This window comes from Brevibacillus porteri, from assembly GCF_003013475.1.
GTDB classification, from domain to species: domain Bacteria; phylum Bacillota; class Bacilli; order Brevibacillales; family Brevibacillaceae; genus Brevibacillus; species Brevibacillus porteri.
In genome coordinates this window covers 17,160-40,673 of the sequence record NZ_PXZO01000016.1, presented here as the reverse complement: position 1 = coordinate 40,673, position 23,514 = coordinate 17,160, and the positions used below count along the sequence as shown (strand labels likewise).

Below are 23,514 nucleotides of genomic sequence, written 5' to 3'. Positions count from 1 at the left end.
CTCGCCGTCAATAATTTTATTTGTGAACACGAACATAAATTTACTTAGTAAAACTTTTGTTTTATAATACATCTAATGAGGAGGTGCATTTATATGGCTTTTAGTTACAAGCCTCTGTGGAAACTCATGATCGAGAGAGAAATAAAAAAAGGGGAGTTACGGGAGTTTCTATCAGGGGCAACAGTAGCAAAAATGGGAAAAGACGAGTTTGTAGCTATGGATGTTTTGGACAAAATCTGCACTCACTTAAATTGCCGCATCGAAGACATCATCGAGCACATTCCTGACAACAAATAAAACGCACCCAGCTGGATGCGCTTTTTTGAATTCGATTAAAGGAGTTGATTACATGGCAAGCTTCAGAAAGATCGGGGGAAAATGGGAATACAGAATCCGGTTTAAAGATCCTTTTACTCAAAAGCATAAAGAGAAGTCCAAACGTGGATTTGCAACAAAAAAGGAAGCACAACTCGCGGCCGCGGAAGATGAAAATAAACTACTAGAGTTTCATGAACAGAGTGAGATACCACTAAAGAGCTTTCTACAAATTTGGTTGGATGAGTACAAAAAAGACACTATCCGTAAAAACACCTATCTACTGCACCAAAGAAATATTCAGAACCACATTCTCCCCTACTTTGATAACATTATGCTTCAAGACGTGAAGCCAATAATGTATCAAAAATTTTTAAATCACCTTACTGAAAAAGACTACAGTAAACGATCAATCGAGATCGTCCATACTACAATGTTCAACGCGATGGAGAAAGCAGTCACATTAGGTAAAATCGAAAAAAATCCGTGCATAGGGGTTACAATCAAGGGCCAGTCAAAACAAGAGGGAATTAAATTCATGGAATCAAGTGATATTCCTCGTTTTTTACAGGCAACCCTCCAGTACGATTATATTTACTGGATGTTCTTCAAAGTGCTAATTGAAACCGGTATGCGGAAAGGAGAGGCAGCTGCTTTACAATGGACAGACATAGACTTTAAGCAATTTACGATTAGCATTAATAAGACTCTCGATTTCCAAGCAAAAAGTAAAGACGAGTTTTTTGGTGATACTAAAACATTTAACTCAAATAGAACAGTTAAAATTAGCCAATCACTGATCAATGATCTCAAACACCACTTATCCTACCAAAACAAAAACAAATTAGGATTCGGGGAACTCTACCATCATGATATTAATCTCGTTTTGTGTAGAAAAGATGGTAACTTCATACCAAAGTCTTCTTTGTTTAACGCCTTTTCACGAACGTTAAAGAAAGTAAACATCCCCTCCATGCCTATCCACTCATTGCGACATACTCACGCAGTCTTGCTCATGGAAACTGGTGCGGATATGAAATATATCCAAGAGCGACTAGGCCATGGCAGTATGCAAATTACAGCAGATGTGTATGCTCACGTTTCGAAGAAAATTGAAAGCGACAACATGAAGAAATTCGAAGACCATATGCAGAAGATTTATGAGTAATTTGCGGGTGATTTGTGGGTGCGTTTGTGGGTGAAACGATTATTACAGCCGCACCCACCAAATAAAAAAACCCCTCGCACCTACAGGCACAAGGGGTTTCGCTTATTAGTAAGCAGTCATGTATTGCTCGCGCTCCCAATCGTGAACGCGTGTGCGGAACATATCCCACTCAATTTCTTTCGCTTCAATAAAGTGTACCAATGCATGCTCGCCCAATGCTTCGCAAATCACCGGATCTGCTTTCAGGCACTCGATTGCTTCCTTCAAAGTAGCAGGCAAGTTCTCGATTCCGTTTGCTTCGCGGTCTTGCTCGGTCATCACGTAGATATTGCGATCAATGGCAGGTGGTGGCGTAAGCTTGTTTTTGATTCCGTCCAAACCAGCTTTCAGCATAACTGCCAACGCCAAGTATGGGTTCGTTGCAGGGTCTGGGCTGCGTACTTCAATACGCGTGCTCAAGCCTCTGGAAGCAGGGATACGAATCAATGGAGAACGGTTTTTCGCAGACCAAGCTACGTAGCAAGGAGCCTCGTAACCAGGAACCAAACGCTTGTAAGAGTTTACGAGCGGATTCGTAATCGCAGTAAAGCTACGAGCATGTTGCAAAATACCTGCCAAGTAATGCTTCGCTGTTTGGCTCAGTCCCATTACATCGGACTCGTCATAAAAAGCATTTTCTTTACCACGGAACAGCGATTGGTTCGCGTGCATACCGGAACCAGCTACACCGTACAGCGGTTTTGGCATGAAGGTCGCATGCAGACCGTGTTTTTGCGCAATGGTTTTAACAACCAGTTTGAACGTCAAAATTTGGTCAGCTGCTTGAAGTGCATTTGCATACTTGAAGTCGATTTCGTGTTGACCTGGAGCTACCTCGTGGTGAGATGCTTCCACTTCAAAGCCCATTTTTTCCAACGTCAATACGATATCACGACGGCAGTTTTCACCGGAGTCGAGTGGAGCAAAGTCGAAGTATCCACCTTGGTCGTTCAGATCCAGCGTAGGCTCACCTTTTGCGTCCAGCTTGAACAGGAAAAACTCAGGCTCTGGACCTACGTTGAATGCTGTGAAGCCCATTTCTTCGGCTTCTTTCAGGGCACGCTTCAGGATGTAGCGCGGATCTCCTTCGAATGGAGAGCCATCTGGCATGTGAATATCACAGATCAGACGTGCAATTTTGCCAAACTCATTGCCCCACGGGAATACAACCCATGTATCCAGATCAGGTACCAGGTACATGTCGGATTCCTCGATACGAACGAAGCCTTCGATGGAAGAACCATCAAACATCATTTTGCCATCGAGTGCTTTTGGCAATTGGGACAGCGGGATTTCTACGTTTTTAATGATCCCCATCAGGTCGGTAAACTGCAGTCGGATGTACCTTACGTCCTCTTCTTGGGCCATGCGCATGATGTCTTCTCTTGTAAACTTGCTCACATTTCTCTCCTCCTGTCTCTATATCGGCTTTCTATCTAGTGGAAGAAGCGGGAAAGCTCTCCACGTATCAATGCACCCTCGCCATGGCGAGTGGCATCGCGATACATAATCTGTTGCCTTAGGAGCTGATGCAGCTCTTTGTCGGACATGTCCTTGCGTTTCTCTTCGGACGTCGTGGTAATCTCGGTTTGTTCCATAGCAGGCTCTTGCATTTGCAGGACTTGCTTGATCCCTGCAATATTCAGTCCTTTTTCAATCAGAGCCTTGATCTCCAACAAGCGATCTACGTCGTTGAAAGAAAAGAGCCTCTGCTTCCCTTCTGTGCGGGCGGGCTGAATCAGGTCGTTTTGTTCGTAATAACGGATTTGCCTCGCAGTGAGATCCGTCAGCTTCATGACGATCCCAATGGGAAAGAGGGCCATATTCCGGCGAAGGTCATCACTCATGACTTGTCCCTCCTGTTTCGTATTTCTTAGTCTTATTCTATTTTATAACAAAATCCCTGTCAATAGATGTTAGATAATATTACACAGAAAGTTATGTACAGTTTTTTCACATAAAAAACGACATCCTCCATCATCCAGAGAATGCCGTCCGTTCCATGCGCTTTTATCCTATTCTCCCGGAATTTCGAGTAAGCCTTTTTCCAGCATCCCATTCAACGCCGTCAAAATCCCCACTTTTACGTGCGAGTACGTCAACCCGCCTTGAACGAAGCCCAAGTAAGGTGGACGAATTGGGCCATCTGCCGAGAATTCGATGCTCGCCCCTTGAATAAACGTACCTGCTGCCATAATCACAGGATCAGCGTACCCAGGCATTTCACTTGGATACGGAGTGACGTGTGAATCGACTGGTGCTGCTTTTTGGATCCCTTGGCAAAACGTAATCAGTCGTTCTGCACTGCCGAATTCCACGGATTGAATCAGGTCGGTCCGCGGCTCATGCCACAGTGGATTTGTTTTGAAGCCCAGACGCTCCAGCATTGCCGAAGAGAATACCGCTCCTTTTAAAGCTTCTCCCACTACGTGTGGGGCCAAGAAAAAGCCTTGGAACATCTCCAGTAGCGAGTAGAGCGATGCACCACCCTCTGCGCCAATTCCCGGTGCTGCCATCCGATACGATGCGAGCTGAACCAAATCCTCGCGTCCTACTATATAACCGCCTGTCTTGACCAAGCCGCCACCCGGGTTTTTGATGAGAGAGCCTGCCATGATATCTGCACCTACGTGCAATGGCTCTTGCTCCTCCGTGAACTCTCCGTAGCAGTTGTCTACAAATACAATCAGATCAGGCTTGATTTCTTTTACAACCCGTATCATTTCTTTGATTTTCACAATGGTAAAAGAAGGTCGATCTGCATAGCCTCGCGAACGCTGAATCCCAATGACCTTCGTCTGTGGTGTAATCGCTTGTGCGACTGCCACAAAATCAATTTCACCTTCTGGCGTCAAAGGCACGTAGCTATAACCGATGCCGTAATCCTTGAGTGAGCCTTGCCCTTCGCCGCGCACACCTACTACTTCTTCAAGCGTATCGTATGGCTTGCCCGTAATATAGAGAAGATCATCGCCTGGACGAAGAATGCCAAACAATGAAATCGCAATCGCATGTGTACCCGAGATAATATGGTTACGCACCAATGCCGCCTCGCCACCAAACACTTCGGCGTAAATCGATTCCAGCGTTGCACGTCCAGAATCATCGTAGCCATAGCCTGTGGATGTTGAAAAATGAAATTCATTGACTTCATGCTTTTGGAAGGAACGCAATACTTTCAGTTGATTCGTATCCACCAAAGCGGAAATTTGACGATGTCTCTCTGAGATTGTCGCTTCCACCTCCATTACGAGGGGGCGAAGCTTTTCTCCATGGGAAAAATATGAAAACATCTGTTACTTACCAACTCTCTTCAACAGTCTCTGGTTTATCCAGGAGGAAAGGAACAATCCTGCCGTATATCGGATTATCCTTGTTCACACGAACGGTGATCAAGTAGGCCGCTTCCTCTTCATTAAATTCTTGTTCCATCTCTACCCCATCCCGATGCAATAAGGAGAGAATGTCTCCGCGCTCAACAGGAACGCGCAGCTTCATTTCATTGAAAGATTGCAGGGCAAATGACTCAATACGGGTGAGCAGTTGCTTCAGGTCATTTTCCCGCATGGCAGAAATCAGAATCGATTCGTCTGCACGCGGCAAGTAAGAGCCCTCTGTGAGCATATCTGCCTTGTTGAAAACGACTAGCTGCGGAATCTCTTCTGCTTTTAGCTCGCGCAAAATCTTGTCTACGACTTCCATGTGTACTTGGAAATCAGGGTGATGACTATCCACCACATGCAGGATGAGGTCCGCTTCCTTCACACCTTCTAGCGTCGAACGGAATGCAGCGACCAGACTCGTAGGCAAGTCTTGAATAAAACCAACCGTATCCGTCAATAGCACATCCAGTCCGCTCGGCAACTCCAATTGCCTAGTCGTCGGGTCCAAAGTGGCAAACAGTTTGTCTTCCTGCAACGTGTTTGCATTCGTAAGCTTGTTGAGGATCGTCGACTTCCCAGCATTCGTATAGCCGACCAACGCAATCTGGAACACATTGTTTTTCTTCCGACGCTCCCGATGCAATTGTCTCGTCCGAACCGTATCCTCTAATTGCTGTTTGAGTTCACTAATCCGCTTGCGAATATGACGACGGTCGCTTTCCAGCTTGGTTTCACCCGGACCACGCGTACCGATTCCGCCCCCGAGACGAGACAGCTGCTTTCCTTGCCCGGCAAGACGAGGCAGCAAGTAGTTGTACTGCGCCAGCTCTACCTGGATTTTCCCTTCACGTGACTGTGCACGCCCTGCGAAAATATCCAAAATGAGCTGCGTACGGTCAATCACTTTGCAATCAAAAACTTTATCCAAATTACGAGTCTGACTCGGAGACAACTCATCGTTGAAAATGATGACGTCCACATCCAGCTCTTCAGCCCTCTGCGCGATTTCATCAATTTTTCCTGTCCCCAAATACCAGGCAGAATCAACCCGGTCCCGATTTTGCGTGATGACGTCCAGTACTTCTACACCAGCAGTAGCGGCCAGCTCATGCAATTCTTCCATGGAAAGACGGGTTCTTTCTTCATTCCGGTTATCTAAATAGCAACCAATCAGTATGGCTGTTTCTTTCGTTTTGATCAGATCGTTCACCGATTCACGCCCCTTCATGCACTATCATACCACATTTTGCCCAAAACGTTACGGCAGCAGGGCACGCCAACTGAAATCCTTGTGTCATGGGTTACCTGCCGCTTCCTCTGAGAAAATCTCCTTCACGAAAAGCGGAATCACTTTGCTAATCACTTTGCGGAGTTCTTTCTCATCATATCCATCAGGCAGGGCATCCGCCTCTTCCTTGAGGAGATCTTCATGAATGCGGAGATTCAGATTTTTCAGGATAATCCCCATGTCTTTTACGCCAAATGTCTCTTCCAGTACACCTTCATCAATCAGTTTGTAGAGAAACTTCTCCACACGTGCGAGCGTCACATACTGCTCTACAAACAATACTTCTTCCGACTTCGGTTGATTCGGATCTTTCGGGGGCTTTTGACGTTTGACTTCACTAAATACGTCCGTGACGATTTTGACAAATAGCTGTCGTCCAAAACGATCCCGGTAATCGGCATTTTTCACGACGATGCCCTCACCGATTTCTTCATCCCGGAGCTTGCCACCTAGGGCTGTTTTGCCGACAAACGATCTGAGATGCTCTTCCCCTTGGTAATCCCCCTGATAAAAGACCGGTACGAGATGCAAACCAAGTCGCTGCGCTTCCCTTTCCACGATAGAGAAATCCACATATTCGCAGGCAACGGTATCGTACATATCAAATAAATAGAATTGTTTTTCATACCGAGGATATTTGATTTTATGCGGATTCAACCACTCTCCGAAATAAACCATGCCCGCCACGATTTCCTCTTTCGGGAGCAGTTGTGTCCATTGAAAAAAGCCGTGCAGATTCTCTTCCTCATGCAATTCCATATTTCGAGAGAATGCTCGGATGCTGTTCGTTTCCTCATCGTATCGAAAGCTTGCATTCGCTCCGTCAAGCTTTTCTTGAATGATAATGAAATCCCCTTCGCTAAATACACCTTCTGTCGTTTGATGGCCGAGACGTATGACGTCCGTATATTTCTTTTGCTCCATCTTAATCCTCCGCATGTTTGGTAAAGCCCTTTATTTTGGAAGATTATATCATATTATGGAATTTCGAATGGGAAACATCGAAAAAAACTGAACGACCATCACTCTACGCTCACGGAGTAACGGTCGTTTACCTTTCCTCTTTGGTTAAATGACTCACTTCTCCCGTTTGTGCATTCATTTGCAGAATAATATCTACTTCATTATCGTAATCTGTAGCTTTAATCTGCCAATGATCTTTCTGTCCATTTGCACTTTTCATAATGATTCCGTCATCATGTTCTTCTATTTTTCTGATATGAGTATAAACTACTGTATCAGCACTTTAACCCCGATTAGTGTTCCCTCATTCAACTTTAGATTTATTATTCAAACATAAAATCATTCCTATGGGATATATGGTGGCAATCCCATTACTTTAAAAGAGTCGTCTATTTTTTTCACAGTGTATTCAATTTGCTTACCGTTCTCAAACGATGTATCATCCAAATATTTAAAAGAAAGTTTGTAAATATACTCTTCATCACTGATCTTGGTTTTTTCAATTATCGTATCGATTTTTACTATGTTTCCTCCATTGATTGTACAGTAATTCTCAAAAAGCTTTTTATAATCATCTTTGGCAACTGACGGATTGTTTCCAATCAAGGATTCATAATCACCACCATACAATTTTACCATTGTGTCATAGTCTTGTTTACTCAAAGCATCAAAATATTGATTCAATACTACATCCGTATCTTGATGGTTTTCTTTCACCTTTTCATCTGCTGGAAGACATCCTGCTAATAGAGTAGTCAGAATATAACAAAGCAAAATCCACATACCCTTCATTAGATTTCTATGCAAAATATCACATCCCCCTACTGTCGTTAGAATAAAAGCTAAGATACCCAATAATATGAATATCTTAGCATAAATGTAAATTCGCTTTATTCTTTTATCGTATAAGGTGTGTAACTTTGAGCATCATCCCAACTTCTATAGTACGACTTTGCTTTGTCTCCTGTCCCGTCAGTTGTTGCTTCATAGGTATAAACTCCTTTAGGATTGTCTGATCCTTTTTTGACTGATTCCAACATCCAAACATGTCCTTTTCTAAGCCCGATGTCACCTGCTTGGAAGTCATACCAGCTAGTCTTTTTAAATTTCTTCGTCAAATTAGAGGTTCCAAATATTTGTCGCCTAATTCATATGCAGATGATATAAAACCACTGCAATCAATTCCTGCTGTACCAGACGAACGGTAGTCTAGGTTCGTATTTACGTTGCCTACCGTATCCCCTTTTGATATGCTATCCTTAAAATTTTTCCCTGAAGAGTTTGAAGTATCTACACCATCATATCCTCCCCAGTTATATGGAATACCCTGTTCTTCAACCGTCTTCGAAACTTTTGCCAAATGATCAGGCGGTGTAGTGTTTTTAGTTGAAGAAGTCTTCATTTTCTTAGGATTGTAATCCCATGAGATATATGTCATTTCTTCTGCTCGTTGTAACGCAGTATACCAATCATTTGCTTGAGCTTTCGCTTTAGAACTTCTAATCTCAAGCTTTTCTTCGTCAAAGAATGCTATATTTTGTTTATCTTCAGGTTGGATTTTTTTAAGAAGTTGCTTGTCAATATTAGTCTTTTTTTCATTAGTAAAAGGGAGTTCAAATATCTCTACGGAATTCTTCTTTGTGATCATTTGATATGCTTTACCATCTTTTGTTACATATAAGAACTTAAACGGAATCGCAGTAAAATAAGTATCTTTTGTGGGAATTGCGAGGGCAGTTCCAATTTGCTCACCATCTTGATAACGCCCTACTCTTGTTTCAACATATAACCCTTCTCCAATTACCGCTTCCTTTTCAACAATTAGCTGTTCCCCTTCTTCTGTGCTTCTTAACAGTGCTGTTTCAACAGGAACATGATCATATTGTTAGATCAAATTTAATTGAATCACTCTTCTCATTATTAAAATAAAAAATTGTTGTGATAGAAGTTGAATTAATCAACAAAAAAGTCATAGACCTCCGGCCCCCTCACTCTGATAAAGATTTTAGATACATCCTCCAGAAATGAACGCTTCTTTTTCAAACTGATCTTTAAAGACTTCAGAATATTAATGCTAAGAACATGTTTTCTCGTTTTGATTCAACCTTTCGTTTTCCTTACTAGCAGAAATCATTAAAACACTGAGACGTTTTCTGTCTACACAAAGTAGACAACGTATCTTGAGATAAACGTACTTGCAAGCAAATATACTAGAGTAACATAGAGAATAAATATTGTGATATCGAGTACTTTATTTGTCTTACTTCGATTATTTAACCCCAACCTTTTGACACCCAGATAAATGATATAGAGCGCCACAATGTAATATAGAAAATAACTAAAATTAAAAGGCGCAGAATCTCCAAATGCATGTTCATCACCTAGCATATAAACAAATACTTTTCCGAAAATCAAGAAAGTCCCAGAGAGCAAGAATATCATCAAGTATTCTATTATTTTCTTCATAGGATTTACCTCCTTGCTAACACACGCCGACAAACCACTCCAATAATTTGATATCCTGTTTCATCATCATTACTTCCAGATTAAGTTAAGATATTGTGAGTATCATCACATTGATGAAAAGGTGTGTAGTGAATGAAAAAATTAATCACAATGATTTCAACGGCAGCTTTAGTTGTTGGAGTATGGTCAGCGCTAGCTTTTAAAGAAATCAAGGAAACAGCACACGCAGACTCTCATAGCAATGCTTTGGCTAAAGTATATAAGTCAACTGACGAGTTGGTTGAAAACTCAAACGTGATTATCAAAGCAAAATTACCTAATGAGTACAGAAAAGAACAAGTTTCTGAAATCGTATTTTATGTATATGAAGTTAAAGTAGATAAAGTATATAACAACGAGACTGACCAAAAGATTTCAGAAGGTGATACTGTCGAAGTTTATCGTGTTATTGGTTTCGACACTGGCGGAGGTAAAGAAATGGCTGACATAGTAGCACCTAAATTTCAAGAATTAGAGCAGGGTGAATATCTCTTGTTCTTAAATGGTAGTTACGATGAAGATCTTAAGAAGCACATCTTGATCCCAAATTTACCTCACCAACTCTATAAATCCGACAACTCAAAAGGTTTGAATTCTAAGAAATCTGTTGATAGTCAATTTGAAAGCATTGCTGAATCAGAAGCATTTCCTTCAATTAATGAAGACGATCTTCTTGATGCAATCAAGTAGTTTTCCAAGGCACTTGTTTATCAGGTGCCTTTCGCGTAAAAATTGGCAGGTTTTCCGATGTTCCTGAGTATACTTTCTGTATGATGGTCAAGGCAGGTGAAACATGTGAAGCAAGCAGGAGCCATTCCTCAAACTGAGGTGCTCGAATCTTCAAGTAGTAATAATCGAATTCAAGTTGTATTCAATCGACCAGTAAGTGTTAAGCAGCTAAATACTTTACCTGAAATAGTTCGTACCACGTCGAGTTCAAATTTAACAACTGTTTTTGAAGAATTAGAAAGCCTGATTGGTTTACATGAAGCCAAGAAAACGATTTATGAAATTTATGCGCTCATCAAAATGAATAAAGCAAGGGAACGACACGGGCTTAAAATTGAGAAGCAAGTTTTCCATATGGTTTTTAAGGGAAATCCCGGTACTGGGAAAACAACAATTGCACGCCTTTTCGGAAAGATCTTTAAGGAAATGGGTGTTTTAACTAAGGGCCACCTAACCGAAGTGGAACGTGCAGATCTCGTTGGTGAATTTATTGGGCACACGGCACAAAAAACCCGTGATCTTGTTAAGAAAGCCATGGGAGGAATACTGTTTATCGATGAGGCCTACTCATTAGCTCGTGGCGGTGAAAAAGATTTTGGAAAAGAGGCTGTAGACTGTCTTACCAAATGCCTTGAGGACTTTGGCAATGATTTCGTCTGTATAATTGCAGGGTACAATGATGAAATGGATACTTTCCTTGACTTAAATCCGGGACTGCCTTCACGCTTTCCCGTCCACATCAACTTTGCTGATTATGAGGTGGATGAGTTGATGGATATTGCAAATGTAATGGCAAAGAACAAGGAGTATAGAATCTCTGCTGAAGCAAGTGAAAAACTGAGAAGAAGACTGCTCACAGTAACGAGCGATCCGTTTCATGTAAATTTCAGTAATGCACGATATGTGCGAAATAATATTGAAAAGGCAATACGTGTGCAAGCTGTTAGATTGCTCAAAATTCCTGACCCAACTCGTGATGATTTAATGAATCTGAAGTCCGAGGATTTTTCAATTTAGAAACAATAAAATCCCTCATATTGAGGGATTTTACTTTTTCAATCTGAGCCTGTCCAAAGCGAAGCAGAGCACTACGATTCCAAGCAGTGATCCCGAGAGAAACGGAACCACTTGCTGCAAAGGATGGACAAAGGGCGAAATTCCTTTTACCAGGAATGCGTGATAAAAGACCGTCACGATACCAAACAACCCCACTCCGAACCAAAACAACCATTTTTCCAAGACAGGTACTTGTCTCATGACGATCTGTCTGTTTTTCCGCGCACTTCGCGCAATGACATACAAAATGGCCAATCCGCCGAAAAGGGTACTGCCGTGCTGTAGTAGCTTGTAAACAGGCACCTTATAATGGGCGATCGAGATCGTTTGTTGCAAGAACAAGAAGTGGTCTACCATACGTCCACCATCATGGGTAAAGGCATCCCATGCAATATGGCTCAGACTGCCGAGTAACGCTGAGTATATAAACACAATTACCGCTCGCCACGCTGGCATTCTGCTACCAATGTCTGTGTAGCCTAGTCCTCGTTCAATCCACTCTGGCAAACGTGCAAGCAATGGCTTTTTGACCACGTACTGGTACAAAACCGCTAATAGGATCGCGATGGGCAAATCAACCAGCCACAATCCGAGCATGGTGTGACTGTATACGCTGAATGGCTGCATCCGGAAGAAATACTCAAAATCGGGTGCCATACTGCCAAAAACGAGGGCAGAGGACGAAAACCACTTGCATTTTCGTAACGGCAGTACAATAGCCGGATGAGCAAAAGTAAAAGGCATGCGCTTACTCCCTTTTCGTCATTAGAGTGGCAATAGATTGGCAACTACCTGCTTGCCGCTTACTTGAATCCCTTTATCCTGTTTTCCGCAATGAGCCAGATCTTTGATGAACTGCTCAATTAATCGCTTGGCTTCCTGACTTTCCTTTTTCTCCAATTTTACAGTCAACTGCACAGCATCCCCGGATGAAAGAATTCGTTCTGCCTGTCTTTTTTTCGTATCGTAATCATGGTCTTCGATGTAAGCACGTAAACGAATTTCTTTTACTTTTACGCCTTTTTCAGCTTTCCGGTTTTTAGCATTTTCCTTACTGACCTGTTCCTTATAATTCGTTCGATTCAGTAACTGACAAGGCGGCGGACTCGAAACCAACGAAAGACATACCAGGTCCACTCCTTGTTCTTTTGCCATTTGAAGCGCTTCTTTTGTGGAGATGATTCCGAGATCTTCCCCGTTTACCCCTGTTAATTGTACGGCTGCCGCTTTTATTTTTTCATTCAGGATCATCTTAATCTCACCTAACCTGTTCATTCGATTTTAAAGGACATCATTACTTCTCCAAAGAATGCAGTGTATCCTTCCAAAACTCGTAAATGCAAATCATTTTCATGACGAAGACCATTCGTTTTTGTATAATAGGACAAGGCATGAACTTACGGACGTCTTTCACAGAATATTCATTAGCAAACTAATTAATTGGGGGTACTTTGGTGGAGTTCAGTTATGCAACCGCATTAACCCATTCTGCATCGCATGTAATGAAAATGCATCGGCAAAATGTAGAATTTCTGATTCAAAAATACGACGTCTATCCGGGTCAACCCATTCTGTTGATGCGCTTGATTGAAAAAGATGGAATGATTCAAAGAGAATTGGCCCGAAAAATCGGAGTAAAGCCCGCTACGCTTACCGTCATGATTAATCGAATGGCCAAATCGGGACTTGTCGAGCGCAGAGCAGATGAACGGGACCAACGTATCTCCCGCGTTTATCTTACCGACAAAGGTCGGATGGCTACCAAGCATGTCAAAGAAGTATTACGCGTCATTGAGGAAAGCTGCTTCATCGGATTCTCAGAGGAAGAAAAAGATGTTTTGCGGGGCTTGCTCGATCGTATGCACAGCAATCTCCAAGCTTTTTACTTGCAAAATACGCAACCGACTTCTGAGTTGTAAAAAGCTTCTTTCCTGGAATAATAATGAGAAAGGTTTGACAACTTGCCGTGAATAATCTAGCAAAAGAACTTGATTCCACGTCCCTAACCGGCAATAAATCACGCCGGCTGTGGATGGCGGCGATTCTAGGATCGCTTTCTGCTTTTGGTCCACTGTCCCTAGATATGTATTTACCTGCACTTCCTATGCTAGCCGATGATTTGCAGACGAGCACCTCCATGACCCAACTCAGTTTGACAGCATGCATGCTCGGCCTGTCCATTGGTCAATTGTTCGCGGGGCCGATCAGCGACGTACGTGGTCGAAGAATCCCTTTAATTATCGGGCTCATTTTGTATGCGGTCTCTTCCTTTTTGTGTGCGGTAGCTCCCTCTATTTATACGTTCGTCTTGCTTCGCTTCGTACAAGGTCTTGCTGGTTCTGCTGGAATTGTTATCGCTCGTGCTACGGTTCGCGATTTGTACTCTGGGACAGAGCTGACGAAGTTTTTCGCCCTCTTGATGCTCATTAACGGAATCGCTCCGATCGCGGCACCTATCGTAGGGGGACAAATCCTCCAATTTACTACCTGGCACGGCGTGTTTGTCGTACTGGGCCTGATTGGTGCTATCATGTTTCTCGTCGTGCTGCTTGCTCTTCCAGAAACATTGCCACAAGAGCGCCGCTCCAAGGCGGGAATCGGCAATACACTGACAACCTTTGGTACCTTGCTGAAGGATCGCGTTTTCATGGGGTACGCCATCGCGCAGGGCCTGGTGACAGCTGCCATGTTTGCGTACATCGCCGGTTCGCCCTTTGTTTTTCAAAAAATATTTGAAGTGTCTCCCCAAACGTTTAGTCTCATTTTCGCGATTAATGGTGTAGGCATTATTATTGCGAGTCAAATCACAGGTAAGCTTGCAGGTAAAGTGAAAGAAACTTCCTTGTTCATTGCTGGGATTATCATTGCGGGAGTCGGCGGAATCCTCCTTCTGACGATGATTCTTTTACAAGCTGGTCTTATTGCTGTGCTCGTTCCCCTTTTCTTTGTCGTATCCAGTGTAGGGATTGTGGGCGCAACTGGATTTTCTCTCGCCATGCAAAATCAAAGCAAGGCAGCAGGAAGCGCATCTGCTCTCCAGGGGCTACTCTCCTTCATTAGCGGCGGAATTGTCGCTCCACTTGTGGGAATCAGCGGCGAATATACCGCAGTACCAATGGGGATCATCATTGCTCTTTCTACGATCGGCGCCATTGTCTGCTACATAGTCATGGTTCATCGGAATTTATCAGCCTCCTGATCAATTCCCCTATTGCAAACATACGTTCTGTGCATTACAATTACAGTATGGGCAAGAATAGTAAGTGGGTTTGACAAGTTGGTCATATGAAAACCAAGGGAGATGTTGACACATGGCATTGCGTTTGATTCCTTACATCGTTTTGAATGGTACTGCGGGTGAAGCGATTAGCTTTTATGAGGGTGCGCTAGGTGCTGAAGTGCTGTTCAAGCAAACCTTCGGTGAAATGCCGGAAAATCCGGAGTTCCCATTACCTGCAGAAGCCAAGAATCGTATCGGACATGCTACTATTCGCGTCGGCGAAACAGAATTGATGTTTTCCGATACCTTTCCAGGACAACCTCATCAACTTGGTGATCAAGTGACCATCTGCATCTCGACCGATAATAAAGAACAATCTCATAAGATTTTTGATGCCCTGCAAGAAGGCGGACAAGTGATTATGCCACTGCAAGAAACGTTCTTCAGCCCAGCATATGGCAATGTGAAGGACAAGTTCGGCATCACGTTCCAAATTTACACGAATAATCATTGCATGGAGTAATGTGAAAGCCCTGTTCGCTTCTATGGCGACAGGGCTTCTTTATTGCTTTTTGCGCTTAAGGTATTTCCATCAATCGCGCCAGATAATAAAAAAAACCAGGATCACATGTATCCTGGCTGTTGGTGTTGCATCGCTTACTGTTGGTTGTTCTCCTGAGACATAAGCGATACAGGGCGTTGCGGAGTGAAAGTGGAGATCGCATGCTTGTATACTAATTGTTGCTTGCCTTCGCTATCAATCACAATCGTGAAATTATCGAATGCTTTAATATACCCGCGCAATTGAAATCCGTTCACAAGGTAAATGGTAACCGCGATGTTTTCTTTCCGCAAATGATTCAAGAACGTATCTTGAATGTTGATCGTCTGTTTCATGTACACTACCCCCTAAAAGGACTTGTATGTTATATATTCGGCAATTGTTGAAACTTTCCTGCCAATATTCGCTTGATAGTTTCCACGTTATTCCTATGTTCCGCCGGATCAGTCATGTCAAACCATTGAATTTCTGCCATGCGACGGAACCAAGAAAGCTGGCGTTTGGCAAAATGCCGCGTTCGCTGCTGTATGTCGTTCACTGCTTTTTCTAGCGTGATTTCTCCATACAGATAAGGAATGAGCTCCTTATAACCCAAGCCTTGCATGGAGACCAGCGACGCGTCGTAGCCAGCATCCAAGAGCCCCCTCACTTCCTCAACTAGTCCCGCTTCGATCATGAGTTCGACCCGGTGGTTGATTCGTTCATACAGCTTTGCGCGGTCCATCGTGAGGCCGATCATCACCAAATCATAAGGGGAATGCTGCGCCCGCAGCTGAAAGTCGGACATTTTGTACCCGCTGCTTTCATAAATCTCCAATGCGCGAATCACCCGCTTTACATCATTAGGATGCAAGCGTTCGGCTGTAATCGGATCGACATCGGCCAGTCTGGCGTGCAGTGCTTCCACGCCTTCGCTGTCAGCCAATCTTTGCAGACGATCACGGAGCTCAGGATCTTGAGAAGTAGTGGAAAACTGAAATCGATGGGTAACCGATTCTATGTACAGACCTGTCCCGCCGACGATAAACGGGAGTTTACCACGTTGGTTGATGTCAGTAATCAACGTTGCGGCACTTTCCTGAAACATCGCGACAGAGTATTCTTCGTCTGGATTTTTAATATCAATGAGGTGATGCGGTATACGCGCAAGCTCCTCTGGTTCTGCTTTTGCGGTGCCAATATCCATTCCACGGTATACTTGCATGGAATCTCCGGAAATGATCTCACCGTCGAACTGTTCGGCCAGCTCCAAACTTAGCTGGGTCTTGCCGACCGATGTTGGCCCAATAATCACGACTAGCCTTTCTCTCTGTTGCAAGGTCACTCCCCTCCACCTATCTCTTTGTAGCTGTACACGACCTGCTGGCCGCGGGAGCGAAACGGTGTAAAACCGAAGCGCTCGTACAACCTACCTTCTTTTCCTTCTTTCATTACCACACGTTTTCTCGCAACTCTCTGCGCTTCCAAAACAGCCTCCTCTGAAAGAGCATCTGGATTGGCGAGCTCCCGGACTCCGGCGATCCCCGACGAGCTTTGTACAGTTATCTCGAACATAGGATCGAAATAAACGACGTCGAAGGAACGTGCAGGCAGTCCTCTTAGTACTTCTAGATGGTTGCCACATCGCACCTCAATACGACGCATGGCTTGCTCCAGTTCTTCCGCATCGGATGACCAGTGCCGTAGCCCATCTTCTACCAAGATGGCTAACAATCGCTCAGATTCGATGCCAACGACTTTCCCATTTGCACCAGTCGCGTGAGAAAATACAATAGCGTCAGCACCCAAACCCAAGGTTGCGTCAAGCACTTCATCCCCTGGATGAATTTGGCAAGCAACAAGCATAGTATCAGTATCGCCGCGCATGAGCCGCTTTATACGAAAAGCAGATGTATTCGGATGAAAAAAGAATGGTTTTTTCCCCGGCACTTCCAGACGTGCTCCAAGAGCGGAAACCACCAGTACTTCTTCTACCCCATATCGCTTGCGCATTTGACCCAATGAATAATCGCGTCGATTCACAACCTGTAGCCCCAATGTACTAGCCAATTCAGCTGCGTGACGCAAGGTTTCTTCACCAGGCTCAAGTCCTGTCGTAACAATCACGCCTTTGTTCCCTTCCTTACGTCTTCGCCCTTTTTGACAAGAACTGCTGTTCTAGAAAAACGACTAGACGGTTTTTACATAAACGGTAACGATCATATTATTGTAAGCAGGATTAATTTGCCGGTCAAATAGAATCTGAACCAAACTGCTTTCCTCTTTACTATGACAATCATACCATTTTTTATGAAAGCACGTCGGACTGTAGTATGATTTTCCAGTCCATCAGTTTCACCCATGTAAAAAAGACCCGTGAAGTTCCCTGGGTCTTTTTGGTTGCGAGTATTTCTACTCCTCTATGGTAAGGTTTGCCTGTCTGATCCAGTTCAGCCTGCGGTTATTTAACAAACCGAGATTGTAATACGTAATCGATTGAGCGCCTGCGTCCACCGCAGTTCCCACCCTCGCTGCCAGATCAAACGCTGACTGGATTTGGCTATGATGCAGGGAAAAAGCAGCCCCCAACGCAGCTTCTGGGGCGACAAGCTTCATCGCATGAAACGTATACGCCACCTCATTAACACTGTCTCCATAGGCGAGAGGGACGACACGATCGAGAGTAGCCGCAGCTTTTCGTAATGAAACCCCTTCCCAATAGGACTGATTCACATAAAACGGTGTCGAGGACGGAAAGCCATCCAATGCAGTCCCCTTACTCAGCGCGATGTCCTTCAGGCTCCTCCATAGCCCATCTACCACTTCCAGACGAGTTTGCTGATAGTGATACAATTCCGGGTATTCCAGCAGCAAGAAGGCGACTTCTCTCGTTTCTACAGATACTTGCGAGATGGAATCGGCTTCCACCATCTGATTGACCAGCCTTGATACAAGCTGTTGGACAGCTCCTACATCGATTCGTTTCGCTTCAGCACGTTGCGTACATGCCCCGCAAAAACAGAACGAGAGTAACCATTGTAATGATTCTCCTAACGGTAGGAGGCATACTTCATGATGCTCGCCATGCTTCATCGGCAAAAAGGCGGTCGCTTCGATCAAAATCCGCTCTGGCTTGACTTGCTCTAACGTATCTGCAAATAGTGCCTTGGCGTAATGCTGAACCTCAGGCTGCGAAGGACATAACGCGTACGTGTATGTATCCCCCCAAATGTTTTGCACACAAAGATCTGGATGAGCCAAACCTAGCGTAGAATTGTGAAGGCCAACCCACCATGTATGAAACCCCATTCCTGCCCGCTCACAAGCTTCTTTCATTTTGGCAAGAACGCTTGCTTGTGCGATTTGCTCGTGTACGGTCGGGCGCAAACGGTTATACTTCGACCATTCAGGCGTAAACGACACCCCTGAAAGCGGCAGCCTGCGAAACGTTTTGCTTTGCGGGTGAAAAAATCTCCCCTGATGATAGCTGCTATTGACCACCGCTGTATTACATTTGGCACCTTCCAATGTTTGTATCACAGCTTCGATACCGCTCTCGGCTATGTCCCACGGATAAATAAACATTCCGACTTGGCGTGATGAACTCATTTCGTTTCACCTCGTTTTTGCAAGTAATCATATGTCGGTGTTTGTCTAAAATCAATCTTGATTATTAAAATTTTCTGAATAAACTTCTCAAAGAAACACCCCCAAGGAAGGGGGTGTCTGTTACATCACACGCTTCATTATTACAAGGTACAGGGAACGAAATACCTGCACCTAGTGAATTTTCGCGCGGTATTTCATGTATTTAGAGTACGCATTTTTATATGTTTTACTTATGTGCGTTGTCAATTTTGTACTGAATCACGCCCATTTCTGTTGTAACAGAATATGAATAAGCAAATTAATCATAAAAGCTTCGGTCACATGAACCGAGGCTTTTATCTTCTATTTAATGAAGGAACTCATCACTTTTGTTTACTCACTCTTATAATCTGTAAGATTTTGTTTCTGAAATCCTTACTCCGCCTTCACAAATTTTTCAACGTATTTTGCGCGTTCTTCCTCAGAGGAAAAGGAGAATATTTATCACTAGATGTTGTCTTGTGGACGTGCGTCTTTGTTATGTGGTTCCCAAAAGGGGGCGAGTCTTAAAAATTCTATTCCGTTCATCATTTATTTGGTTATTAGTGAAACAGCAGCCGGTACTTTAAATAACATTATTTTTCCTGTCCACATTTGTGTTGTAACTACAATTTTATTATTACTTTGCGAGAAAAAGTATCCAGCACCATCCTGATCAATCAAAGTCCATCCATTTTTTTTCATCACGTCCAAAAAAAGATCGATTGCCCTCCCTTGTTCAAACTGTGCCCCGTACCATGAAAAATCGTCCTCTTGGGCTACTGTTACTAGATGATCGGGTGACTGTTTAATTAACTCAAAAACTACCTCTTTCTTAACTGAGGAAAATGGGAGTTCTGGATAAAATAAGCCAGGCCAAAATTGATGTATTCCAACGAAAACAAGTAGGGCAATAATCATTAAAATAGCAACTTTTCTGATCATCATTACACCCCAATCATTGAAAGCATGTTAAAAAAATTATAACCCTTACTTAATCAAAACAGTAAGGGCCTCTCATGATTCTTATTGTTTAATTATCAGCCTTATCCATCTCATATCCATAAACATCATAACCTGCATCAAACCAATCCCCAACTGTTGATACTTCTTTTTTATCAATAGAATGCTGGGATAAGTATTGTTCACCATCTCTAACTACTCGCGATTGGACACGTTGAGGACGGGTTCGAGAGCCTTCTGCAAAGTATCAGCTACTAGGGCGTCCGACAAAGTTATAGAGGGCGTGGGACTCTTCCTAAAACATCATCGGCTGCAACAAAGGGCTTTCTCTTTCGAAAACATGGAAAGAGAGATTCTGCCATAATGAGGGCATAAAGGAATAGGAGGTGCTGCTCGTGAAAAAGAAGCTACTCATACTCGCGTTTGCTTTCCTTGTCACAGCAATTCCGTCAATGTCACTAAGTCAACCGGAACACCTAGTCATATGGTATGGGGCCGAGCCGGACTGGTAGTTGTCGCAAAACACTGCTTGAATCCATTTAATAGGGGAGGTACAGACTGTGAAAAAATGGTTGTCTGGACTTGCAGCTTTTGCCCTTCTGTTCACCTTTGTTAACGTCCCACAAAATGCTGAACCAGATTGGAAAAGAGTCATCATTGCAACCGCAGACCCCGACTGGTAGAAACCAAGTTTTAGGGGGAGTGTAATGGTATGTACAAAAAGGCTACATTTGCCCTCGCGAGTATCGGTGCGCTGCTGCTTGTTGGAAATAGCACGTCGGCAGGGATCACTCGCGCTGAGTCGTATGTCGCCATCAGCAAGTTGAGCGACGAGGAGGCGAAAAAGGAAGCCCAAGCCTTCGATAATCTACTCACTCAAAGAGCTAACGAGATCGCTGCCGACACTGGTATAGATTTGTCTGGATACGCGCGAATTGAAAAAGTTGACGTTTGGAAAATGGACAAAGGCCTATTCAAAGAGCTTAGACAGCTGACTAAAACTGAAGTAGGCGATAAAATGCCCCAAATCCATCTGCACGAGTCCGGTGAGAGCCTGTACATACTGAGACAGTACGCGGATGGAACGAACACAGCTGTAGAGTTCGTGCTGGAAAACGGTAAGTGGGAGAAGAAATAGTATAGGTATTAGTAAAGAAACTCGTCCCCTCAAAACAGGGACGGTTTTTTACTAGCTAGCTAAAATAAAATCGACGAATACTGGTGCTGGTAATTACTCGTAACTCACCTTCATAATGTCCAGGAAGGGTATTTTCCCTATCGTTCCGTTTTCATCTTCATGAACTAGTCTTGTACGCGAGTCAAGAACCATGATCCGTCCACGCACTTTCTCAGGCATCCCTCAAACAGTCAACGACCTTTCATCTCCGTCATCTTTTGCTTCCAAGAGCTGAATCCCCCAATCCTCTAATTCAAACTCATCCCTTGTAGGACGCTTTGGCGTAGCTGCCATTGCTATAAAGCCCCTCCTCAATGAATCGCATAGAAATGATTTTCTATCTTCTCGCCATCCGCTTTGTTCCTTTCTCTCCCATACATCTAGTACCTTCTTCCATGTTCTTAATTGCAGGGATACGTGTTTCTTCAATATGTTATATTTAGCATATCAGTATATATTTCATAAATATTTCATTTTTATTTAACATTTTATTTTGTTAGAATCTGAAAGAGTTTTACATTACATATAAAGAAAATAGGGGTTGGTATCATGATTGCACTAGATAGTAATTGGAATTCACTTAGGGTGTTCTACGGTCTAACAGAAAAAGATTTAGACCTCTTGTATTCACACAAAGAATTCTTCAACACTCACTCAAAAGAAATCGTAGATTGTTTTTATAAAGAATTGGAAAAACATCCTAACTTGAATCAAATGATTCGTACAAATGTAACTATGGACCAATTAAAGAACATGCAGATTTGGTATATCGAAACGCTTTCTTCTCATGTTATTGATGAAGAATATGTAAACAGCCGAAAACGAATTGGTACAACCCATGCTAGAATTGGATTGTCGGCTTCTTGGTTCTTAGGTGGATACTCACTGTATTTACGTCTTTTTTCTGATAGAATTCAATCGTTAAAAAACTCAACTGCATTTTATCAGGCTCTTATCAAAAGAGTTTTTTTTGATTCTGCAATTATTCTTGAACAGTATATCGGCGACACGATGCGTGAAAATGTAAGCTACCGCCACAATATGGAGCAAATGGCAGCCGAATTGACAGCTACAACCCAGGAAGCGCTTAGAATCTCTTCCTTCTTCACCGATTCTGCAACCAAACTATATGAATACAATGGTGAGATCGCTCATTCCATGAATGTGTTAAAGGAGCAGAATGAGGAGATTGAGAAACTCAGCGGCTTCGTGGCAGATGTTTCTACACAAACAAATCTTCTAGGCCTTAATGCTGCGATTGAAGCTGCTAGAGCTGGAGAGCACGGACGTGGCTTTACCGTTGTTGCTAATGAAGTACGTAAATTAGCCGATAAATCAAATGCCTCATCTAAAGACATTTATCAATCTCTACAGAACATTAACACTCAATTACTTAAAATTGATCAACATGTCTCATTATCAACTGTTTCCGCTGAGCAATTAGATACTACTTCCGAGCAATTATTTTCTATCATCCATAAACTAGATGAAATTTCTAATCGTCTTCATAATCACTAACTACTACTGAACGGCCAAAGGAGCTTATTTCTTTGGCCGTGTTCTATTATGTAGCTCCTTCCTTTCCCACCCTTCCAGGACCGTCATGGTATCTGGCTCTGACCTCTTCCACTCAATGTATTCCTCTTTTGTGAGGACATGCAATATTGCCATAATGCCCCCTCTATCCCGACCTGTCTTGATACACAGTTCATCAACAGTTGGTGTTCTACGCCGCCCTGCCGAATAGTTGCCGATCACTCTTAATACCTTCCGCTCGATATCAGACAACATGCCTATCCCCCCAAAACAAGAACTTATGTTCCTCTTATATGCGAGCACCATGCGTATGTGCAAATAAAATAAACCTCGAACTATCAATATAGATGACAATTCGAGGTTTATTTTATTTACTGTCACTAAATATTTGATCATACTTTTCTGCAAATAATTGCTTGTTAATCATTCCTAGACACAATAGACATCCTGAATAAATATATGCTTGAATTATCCACCCTGGAATTGGATAAATCTCGAGAATCCATTTATTAATAGGAATCAATACTAAAGTAATCTTTCCCCCCTTCCGAACCTTTAACTCTAACGAATCCTTATTGGGAACATAACGTAAAGATAAATGAGCATCAGCATTTCTAATATTCCTATTTATTCCCTTCGTTAGGTCGACGTATTTATTGGAAGTTTCTCTATTAAACATCTGAATTTTTTCATAAAGAGTCAAACTCATGAGATTAACTGCACTTTCGTCCATACCATTTGTTAATTTGGCCAACTGTAAACAGGGAACTAGTATCTGGCCGATATATTCAATTGATTTTGAATATGATGTAATAAACGAACTCGCAATTAACTTTTTTTCAGATAGTTTCTTTGCTTCCTTTTGTGAGAATTCCCTCAAGAGATTCAATGCATCCACATGATATCGAACTGCCTCCGAATATCCAGATATCCCTGCAATTTCGGGATTATCCTCCGTCCCCCTCCAATACGTACTTAAAATTTCGATTGCTTTTTGAGGATTT

Annotated in this window: 27 protein-coding genes and 1 pseudogene; 10 read left to right on the top strand and 18 right to left on the bottom strand. The window is 43.0% G+C overall.

Annotation, left to right across the window (positions count from 1 at the left end; translation table 11 throughout):
- The first annotated feature begins 93 nt into the window (after positions 1-93).
- Both C7R92_RS09445 and C7R92_RS09440 read left to right on the top strand, forming a co-directional pair.
- Positions 94-297, top strand: a complete 204-nt coding sequence (locus C7R92_RS09445) for a helix-turn-helix domain-containing protein (RefSeq protein WP_106834057.1) — start codon at positions 94-96, stop codon at positions 295-297.
- A 52-nt stretch (positions 298-349) separates the two neighbouring features.
- The gene (locus C7R92_RS09440; protein ID WP_106834056.1) at positions 350-1,483 is read left to right on the top strand and encodes a site-specific integrase; all 1,134 of its coding nucleotides are present in this window, start codon (positions 350-352) and stop codon (positions 1,481-1,483) included.
- A 105-nt stretch (positions 1,484-1,588) separates the two neighbouring features.
- Here C7R92_RS09440 and glnA read toward each other — a convergent pair whose 3' ends face one another.
- The 8 genes from glnA to C7R92_RS09395 all read right to left on the bottom strand — a co-directional run bounded on the left by glnA (position 1,589) and on the right by C7R92_RS09395 (position 9,622).
- The gene (gene glnA / locus C7R92_RS09435) at positions 1,589-2,923 is read right to left on the bottom strand and encodes a type I glutamate--ammonia ligase (protein ID WP_007719084.1); all 1,335 of its coding nucleotides are present in this window, start codon (positions 2,921-2,923) and stop codon (positions 1,589-1,591) included.
- A 35-nt stretch (positions 2,924-2,958) separates the two neighbouring features.
- A complete protein-coding gene (locus C7R92_RS09430; protein ID WP_015891641.1) occupies positions 2,959-3,369 on the bottom strand; it encodes a MerR family transcriptional regulator in 411 nt (136 codons plus the stop codon).
- 168 nt (positions 3,370-3,537) lie between these two features.
- The gene (locus tag C7R92_RS09425) at positions 3,538-4,815 is read right to left on the bottom strand and encodes a methionine gamma-lyase family protein (protein WP_017249222.1); all 1,278 of its coding nucleotides are present in this window, start codon (positions 4,813-4,815) and stop codon (positions 3,538-3,540) included.
- 7 nt (positions 4,816-4,822) lie between these two features.
- Entirely contained in the window at positions 4,823-6,115 is a 1,293-nt protein-coding gene (gene hflX, locus C7R92_RS09420; protein ID WP_106834055.1) for a GTPase HflX, read from the bottom strand.
- An 84-nt stretch (positions 6,116-6,199) separates the two neighbouring features.
- A complete protein-coding gene (locus tag C7R92_RS09415; RefSeq protein ID WP_106834054.1) occupies positions 6,200-7,117 on the bottom strand; it encodes an RNA ligase family protein in 918 nt (305 codons plus the stop codon).
- 384 nt (positions 7,118-7,501) lie between these two features.
- Positions 7,502-7,963, bottom strand: coding sequence for a hypothetical protein (locus C7R92_RS09410; RefSeq protein ID WP_146147610.1), 462 nt, complete (start codon positions 7,961-7,963; stop codon positions 7,502-7,504).
- 307 nt (positions 7,964-8,270) lie between these two features.
- On the bottom strand, positions 8,271-8,804 hold the full coding sequence (locus tag C7R92_RS09400; protein ID WP_106834051.1) for a hypothetical protein: 534 nt from the start codon (positions 8,802-8,804) through the stop codon (positions 8,271-8,273).
- 509 nt (positions 8,805-9,313) lie between these two features.
- Positions 9,314-9,622 carry a hypothetical protein gene (locus C7R92_RS09395; RefSeq protein ID WP_106834050.1) on the bottom strand — a complete coding sequence of 103 codons (309 nt, stop codon included), beginning with the start codon at positions 9,620-9,622 and terminating at the stop codon, positions 9,314-9,316.
- Between the two features lie 132 nt (positions 9,623-9,754).
- On the opposite strand from C7R92_RS09395, the gene C7R92_RS09390 reads away from it, so the two are divergent.
- A complete protein-coding gene (locus C7R92_RS09390) occupies positions 9,755-10,351 on the top strand; it encodes a hypothetical protein (RefSeq protein ID WP_106834049.1) in 597 nt (198 codons plus the stop codon).
- Between the two features lie 105 nt (positions 10,352-10,456).
- Complete coding sequence (locus tag C7R92_RS09385; RefSeq protein ID WP_069844681.1) at positions 10,457-11,407, top strand: AAA family ATPase; 951 nt, start codon at positions 10,457-10,459, stop codon at positions 11,405-11,407.
- Between the two features lie 30 nt (positions 11,408-11,437).
- On the opposite strand, the gene C7R92_RS09380 is transcribed toward C7R92_RS09385, so the two are convergent.
- Together C7R92_RS09380 and infC are read right to left on the bottom strand one after the other, a co-directional pair.
- On the bottom strand, positions 11,438-12,190 hold the full coding sequence (locus C7R92_RS09380) for a DUF4184 family protein (protein ID WP_106834048.1): 753 nt from the start codon (positions 12,188-12,190) through the stop codon (positions 11,438-11,440).
- Between the two features lie 21 nt (positions 12,191-12,211).
- Positions 12,212-12,697, bottom strand: a complete 486-nt coding sequence (gene infC / locus C7R92_RS09375; RefSeq protein WP_106834047.1) for a translation initiation factor IF-3 — start codon at positions 12,695-12,697, stop codon at positions 12,212-12,214.
- Between the two features lie 200 nt (positions 12,698-12,897).
- Here infC and C7R92_RS09370 point away from each other — a divergent pair, with 200 nt between their 5' ends.
- The 3 genes from C7R92_RS09370 to C7R92_RS09360 all read left to right on the top strand — a co-directional run bounded on the left by C7R92_RS09370 (position 12,898) and on the right by C7R92_RS09360 (position 15,189).
- The gene (locus C7R92_RS09370; RefSeq protein ID WP_208636194.1) at positions 12,898-13,365 is read left to right on the top strand and encodes a MarR family winged helix-turn-helix transcriptional regulator; all 468 of its coding nucleotides are present in this window, start codon (positions 12,898-12,900) and stop codon (positions 13,363-13,365) included.
- A gap of 47 nt (positions 13,366-13,412) precedes the next feature.
- The gene (locus C7R92_RS09365) at positions 13,413-14,645 is read left to right on the top strand and encodes a multidrug effflux MFS transporter (protein WP_106834045.1); all 1,233 of its coding nucleotides are present in this window, start codon (positions 13,413-13,415) and stop codon (positions 14,643-14,645) included.
- 112 nt (positions 14,646-14,757) lie between these two features.
- Positions 14,758-15,189: a VOC family protein gene (locus C7R92_RS09360; RefSeq protein WP_106834044.1), complete on the top strand. Its 432-nt coding sequence runs from the start codon at positions 14,758-14,760 to the stop codon at positions 15,187-15,189.
- A 134-nt stretch (positions 15,190-15,323) separates the two neighbouring features.
- Here the strand turns inward: C7R92_RS09360 and hfq are convergent, their stop codons facing one another.
- The 5 genes from hfq to C7R92_RS09335 all read right to left on the bottom strand — a co-directional run bounded on the left by hfq (position 15,324) and on the right by C7R92_RS09335 (position 19,782).
- Positions 15,324-15,563 carry an RNA chaperone Hfq gene (hfq, locus tag C7R92_RS09355; protein ID WP_007719110.1) on the bottom strand — a complete coding sequence of 80 codons (240 nt, stop codon included), beginning with the start codon at positions 15,561-15,563 and terminating at the stop codon, positions 15,324-15,326.
- A 29-nt stretch (positions 15,564-15,592) separates the two neighbouring features.
- Positions 15,593-16,552: a tRNA (adenosine(37)-N6)-dimethylallyltransferase MiaA gene (gene miaA / locus C7R92_RS09350; protein ID WP_106834043.1), complete on the bottom strand. Its 960-nt coding sequence runs from the start codon at positions 16,550-16,552 to the stop codon at positions 15,593-15,595.
- Positions 16,549-17,334 carry a class I SAM-dependent methyltransferase gene (locus tag C7R92_RS09345; RefSeq protein WP_069844676.1) on the bottom strand — a complete coding sequence of 262 codons (786 nt, stop codon included), beginning with the start codon at positions 17,332-17,334 and terminating at the stop codon, positions 16,549-16,551. Before C7R92_RS09345 ends, miaA begins: the two co-directional genes overlap by 4 nt.
- Positions 17,335-17,619: 285 nt before the next feature.
- Positions 17,620-18,816 carry an alpha-amylase family protein gene (locus C7R92_RS09340; RefSeq protein WP_106834042.1) on the bottom strand — a complete coding sequence of 399 codons (1,197 nt, stop codon included), beginning with the start codon at positions 18,814-18,816 and terminating at the stop codon, positions 17,620-17,622.
- A gap of 570 nt (positions 18,817-19,386) precedes the next feature.
- The gene (locus C7R92_RS09335; RefSeq protein ID WP_146147609.1) at positions 19,387-19,782 is read right to left on the bottom strand and encodes a hypothetical protein; all 396 of its coding nucleotides are present in this window, start codon (positions 19,780-19,782) and stop codon (positions 19,387-19,389) included.
- Positions 19,783-20,357: 575 nt separating this feature from the next.
- Here C7R92_RS09335 and C7R92_RS33105 point away from each other — a divergent pair.
- Positions 20,358-20,480 (top strand): hypothetical protein, encoded by a 123-nt coding sequence (locus C7R92_RS33105; RefSeq protein ID WP_279629812.1) that lies wholly within the window; start codon positions 20,358-20,360, stop codon positions 20,478-20,480.
- A 29-nt stretch (positions 20,481-20,509) separates the two neighbouring features.
- Positions 20,510-20,935: a hypothetical protein gene (locus C7R92_RS09325; RefSeq protein ID WP_106834040.1), complete on the top strand. Its 426-nt coding sequence runs from the start codon at positions 20,510-20,512 to the stop codon at positions 20,933-20,935.
- A gap of 93 nt (positions 20,936-21,028) precedes the next feature.
- On the opposite strand, the pseudogene C7R92_RS09320 reads toward C7R92_RS09325, so the two are convergent.
- Positions 21,029-21,274, bottom strand: a pseudogene (locus tag C7R92_RS09320) (YolD-like family protein).
- A gap of 249 nt (positions 21,275-21,523) precedes the next feature.
- Here C7R92_RS09320 and C7R92_RS33100 point away from each other — a divergent pair.
- Positions 21,524-22,492, top strand: a complete 969-nt coding sequence (locus C7R92_RS33100) for a globin-coupled sensor protein (protein WP_106834039.1) — start codon at positions 21,524-21,526, stop codon at positions 22,490-22,492.
- Positions 22,493-22,516: 24 nt separating this feature from the next.
- Here the strand turns inward: C7R92_RS33100 and C7R92_RS09310 are convergent, their stop codons facing one another.
- Together C7R92_RS09310 and C7R92_RS09305 are read right to left on the bottom strand one after the other, a co-directional pair.
- Positions 22,517-22,765: a LexA family transcriptional regulator gene (locus tag C7R92_RS09310; protein WP_106834038.1), complete on the bottom strand. Its 249-nt coding sequence runs from the start codon at positions 22,763-22,765 to the stop codon at positions 22,517-22,519.
- 112 nt (positions 22,766-22,877) lie between these two features.
- The gene (locus C7R92_RS09305; RefSeq protein WP_106834037.1) at positions 22,878-23,408 is read right to left on the bottom strand and encodes a hypothetical protein; all 531 of its coding nucleotides are present in this window, start codon (positions 23,406-23,408) and stop codon (positions 22,878-22,880) included.
- Positions 23,409-23,514 lie beyond the last annotated feature (106 nt).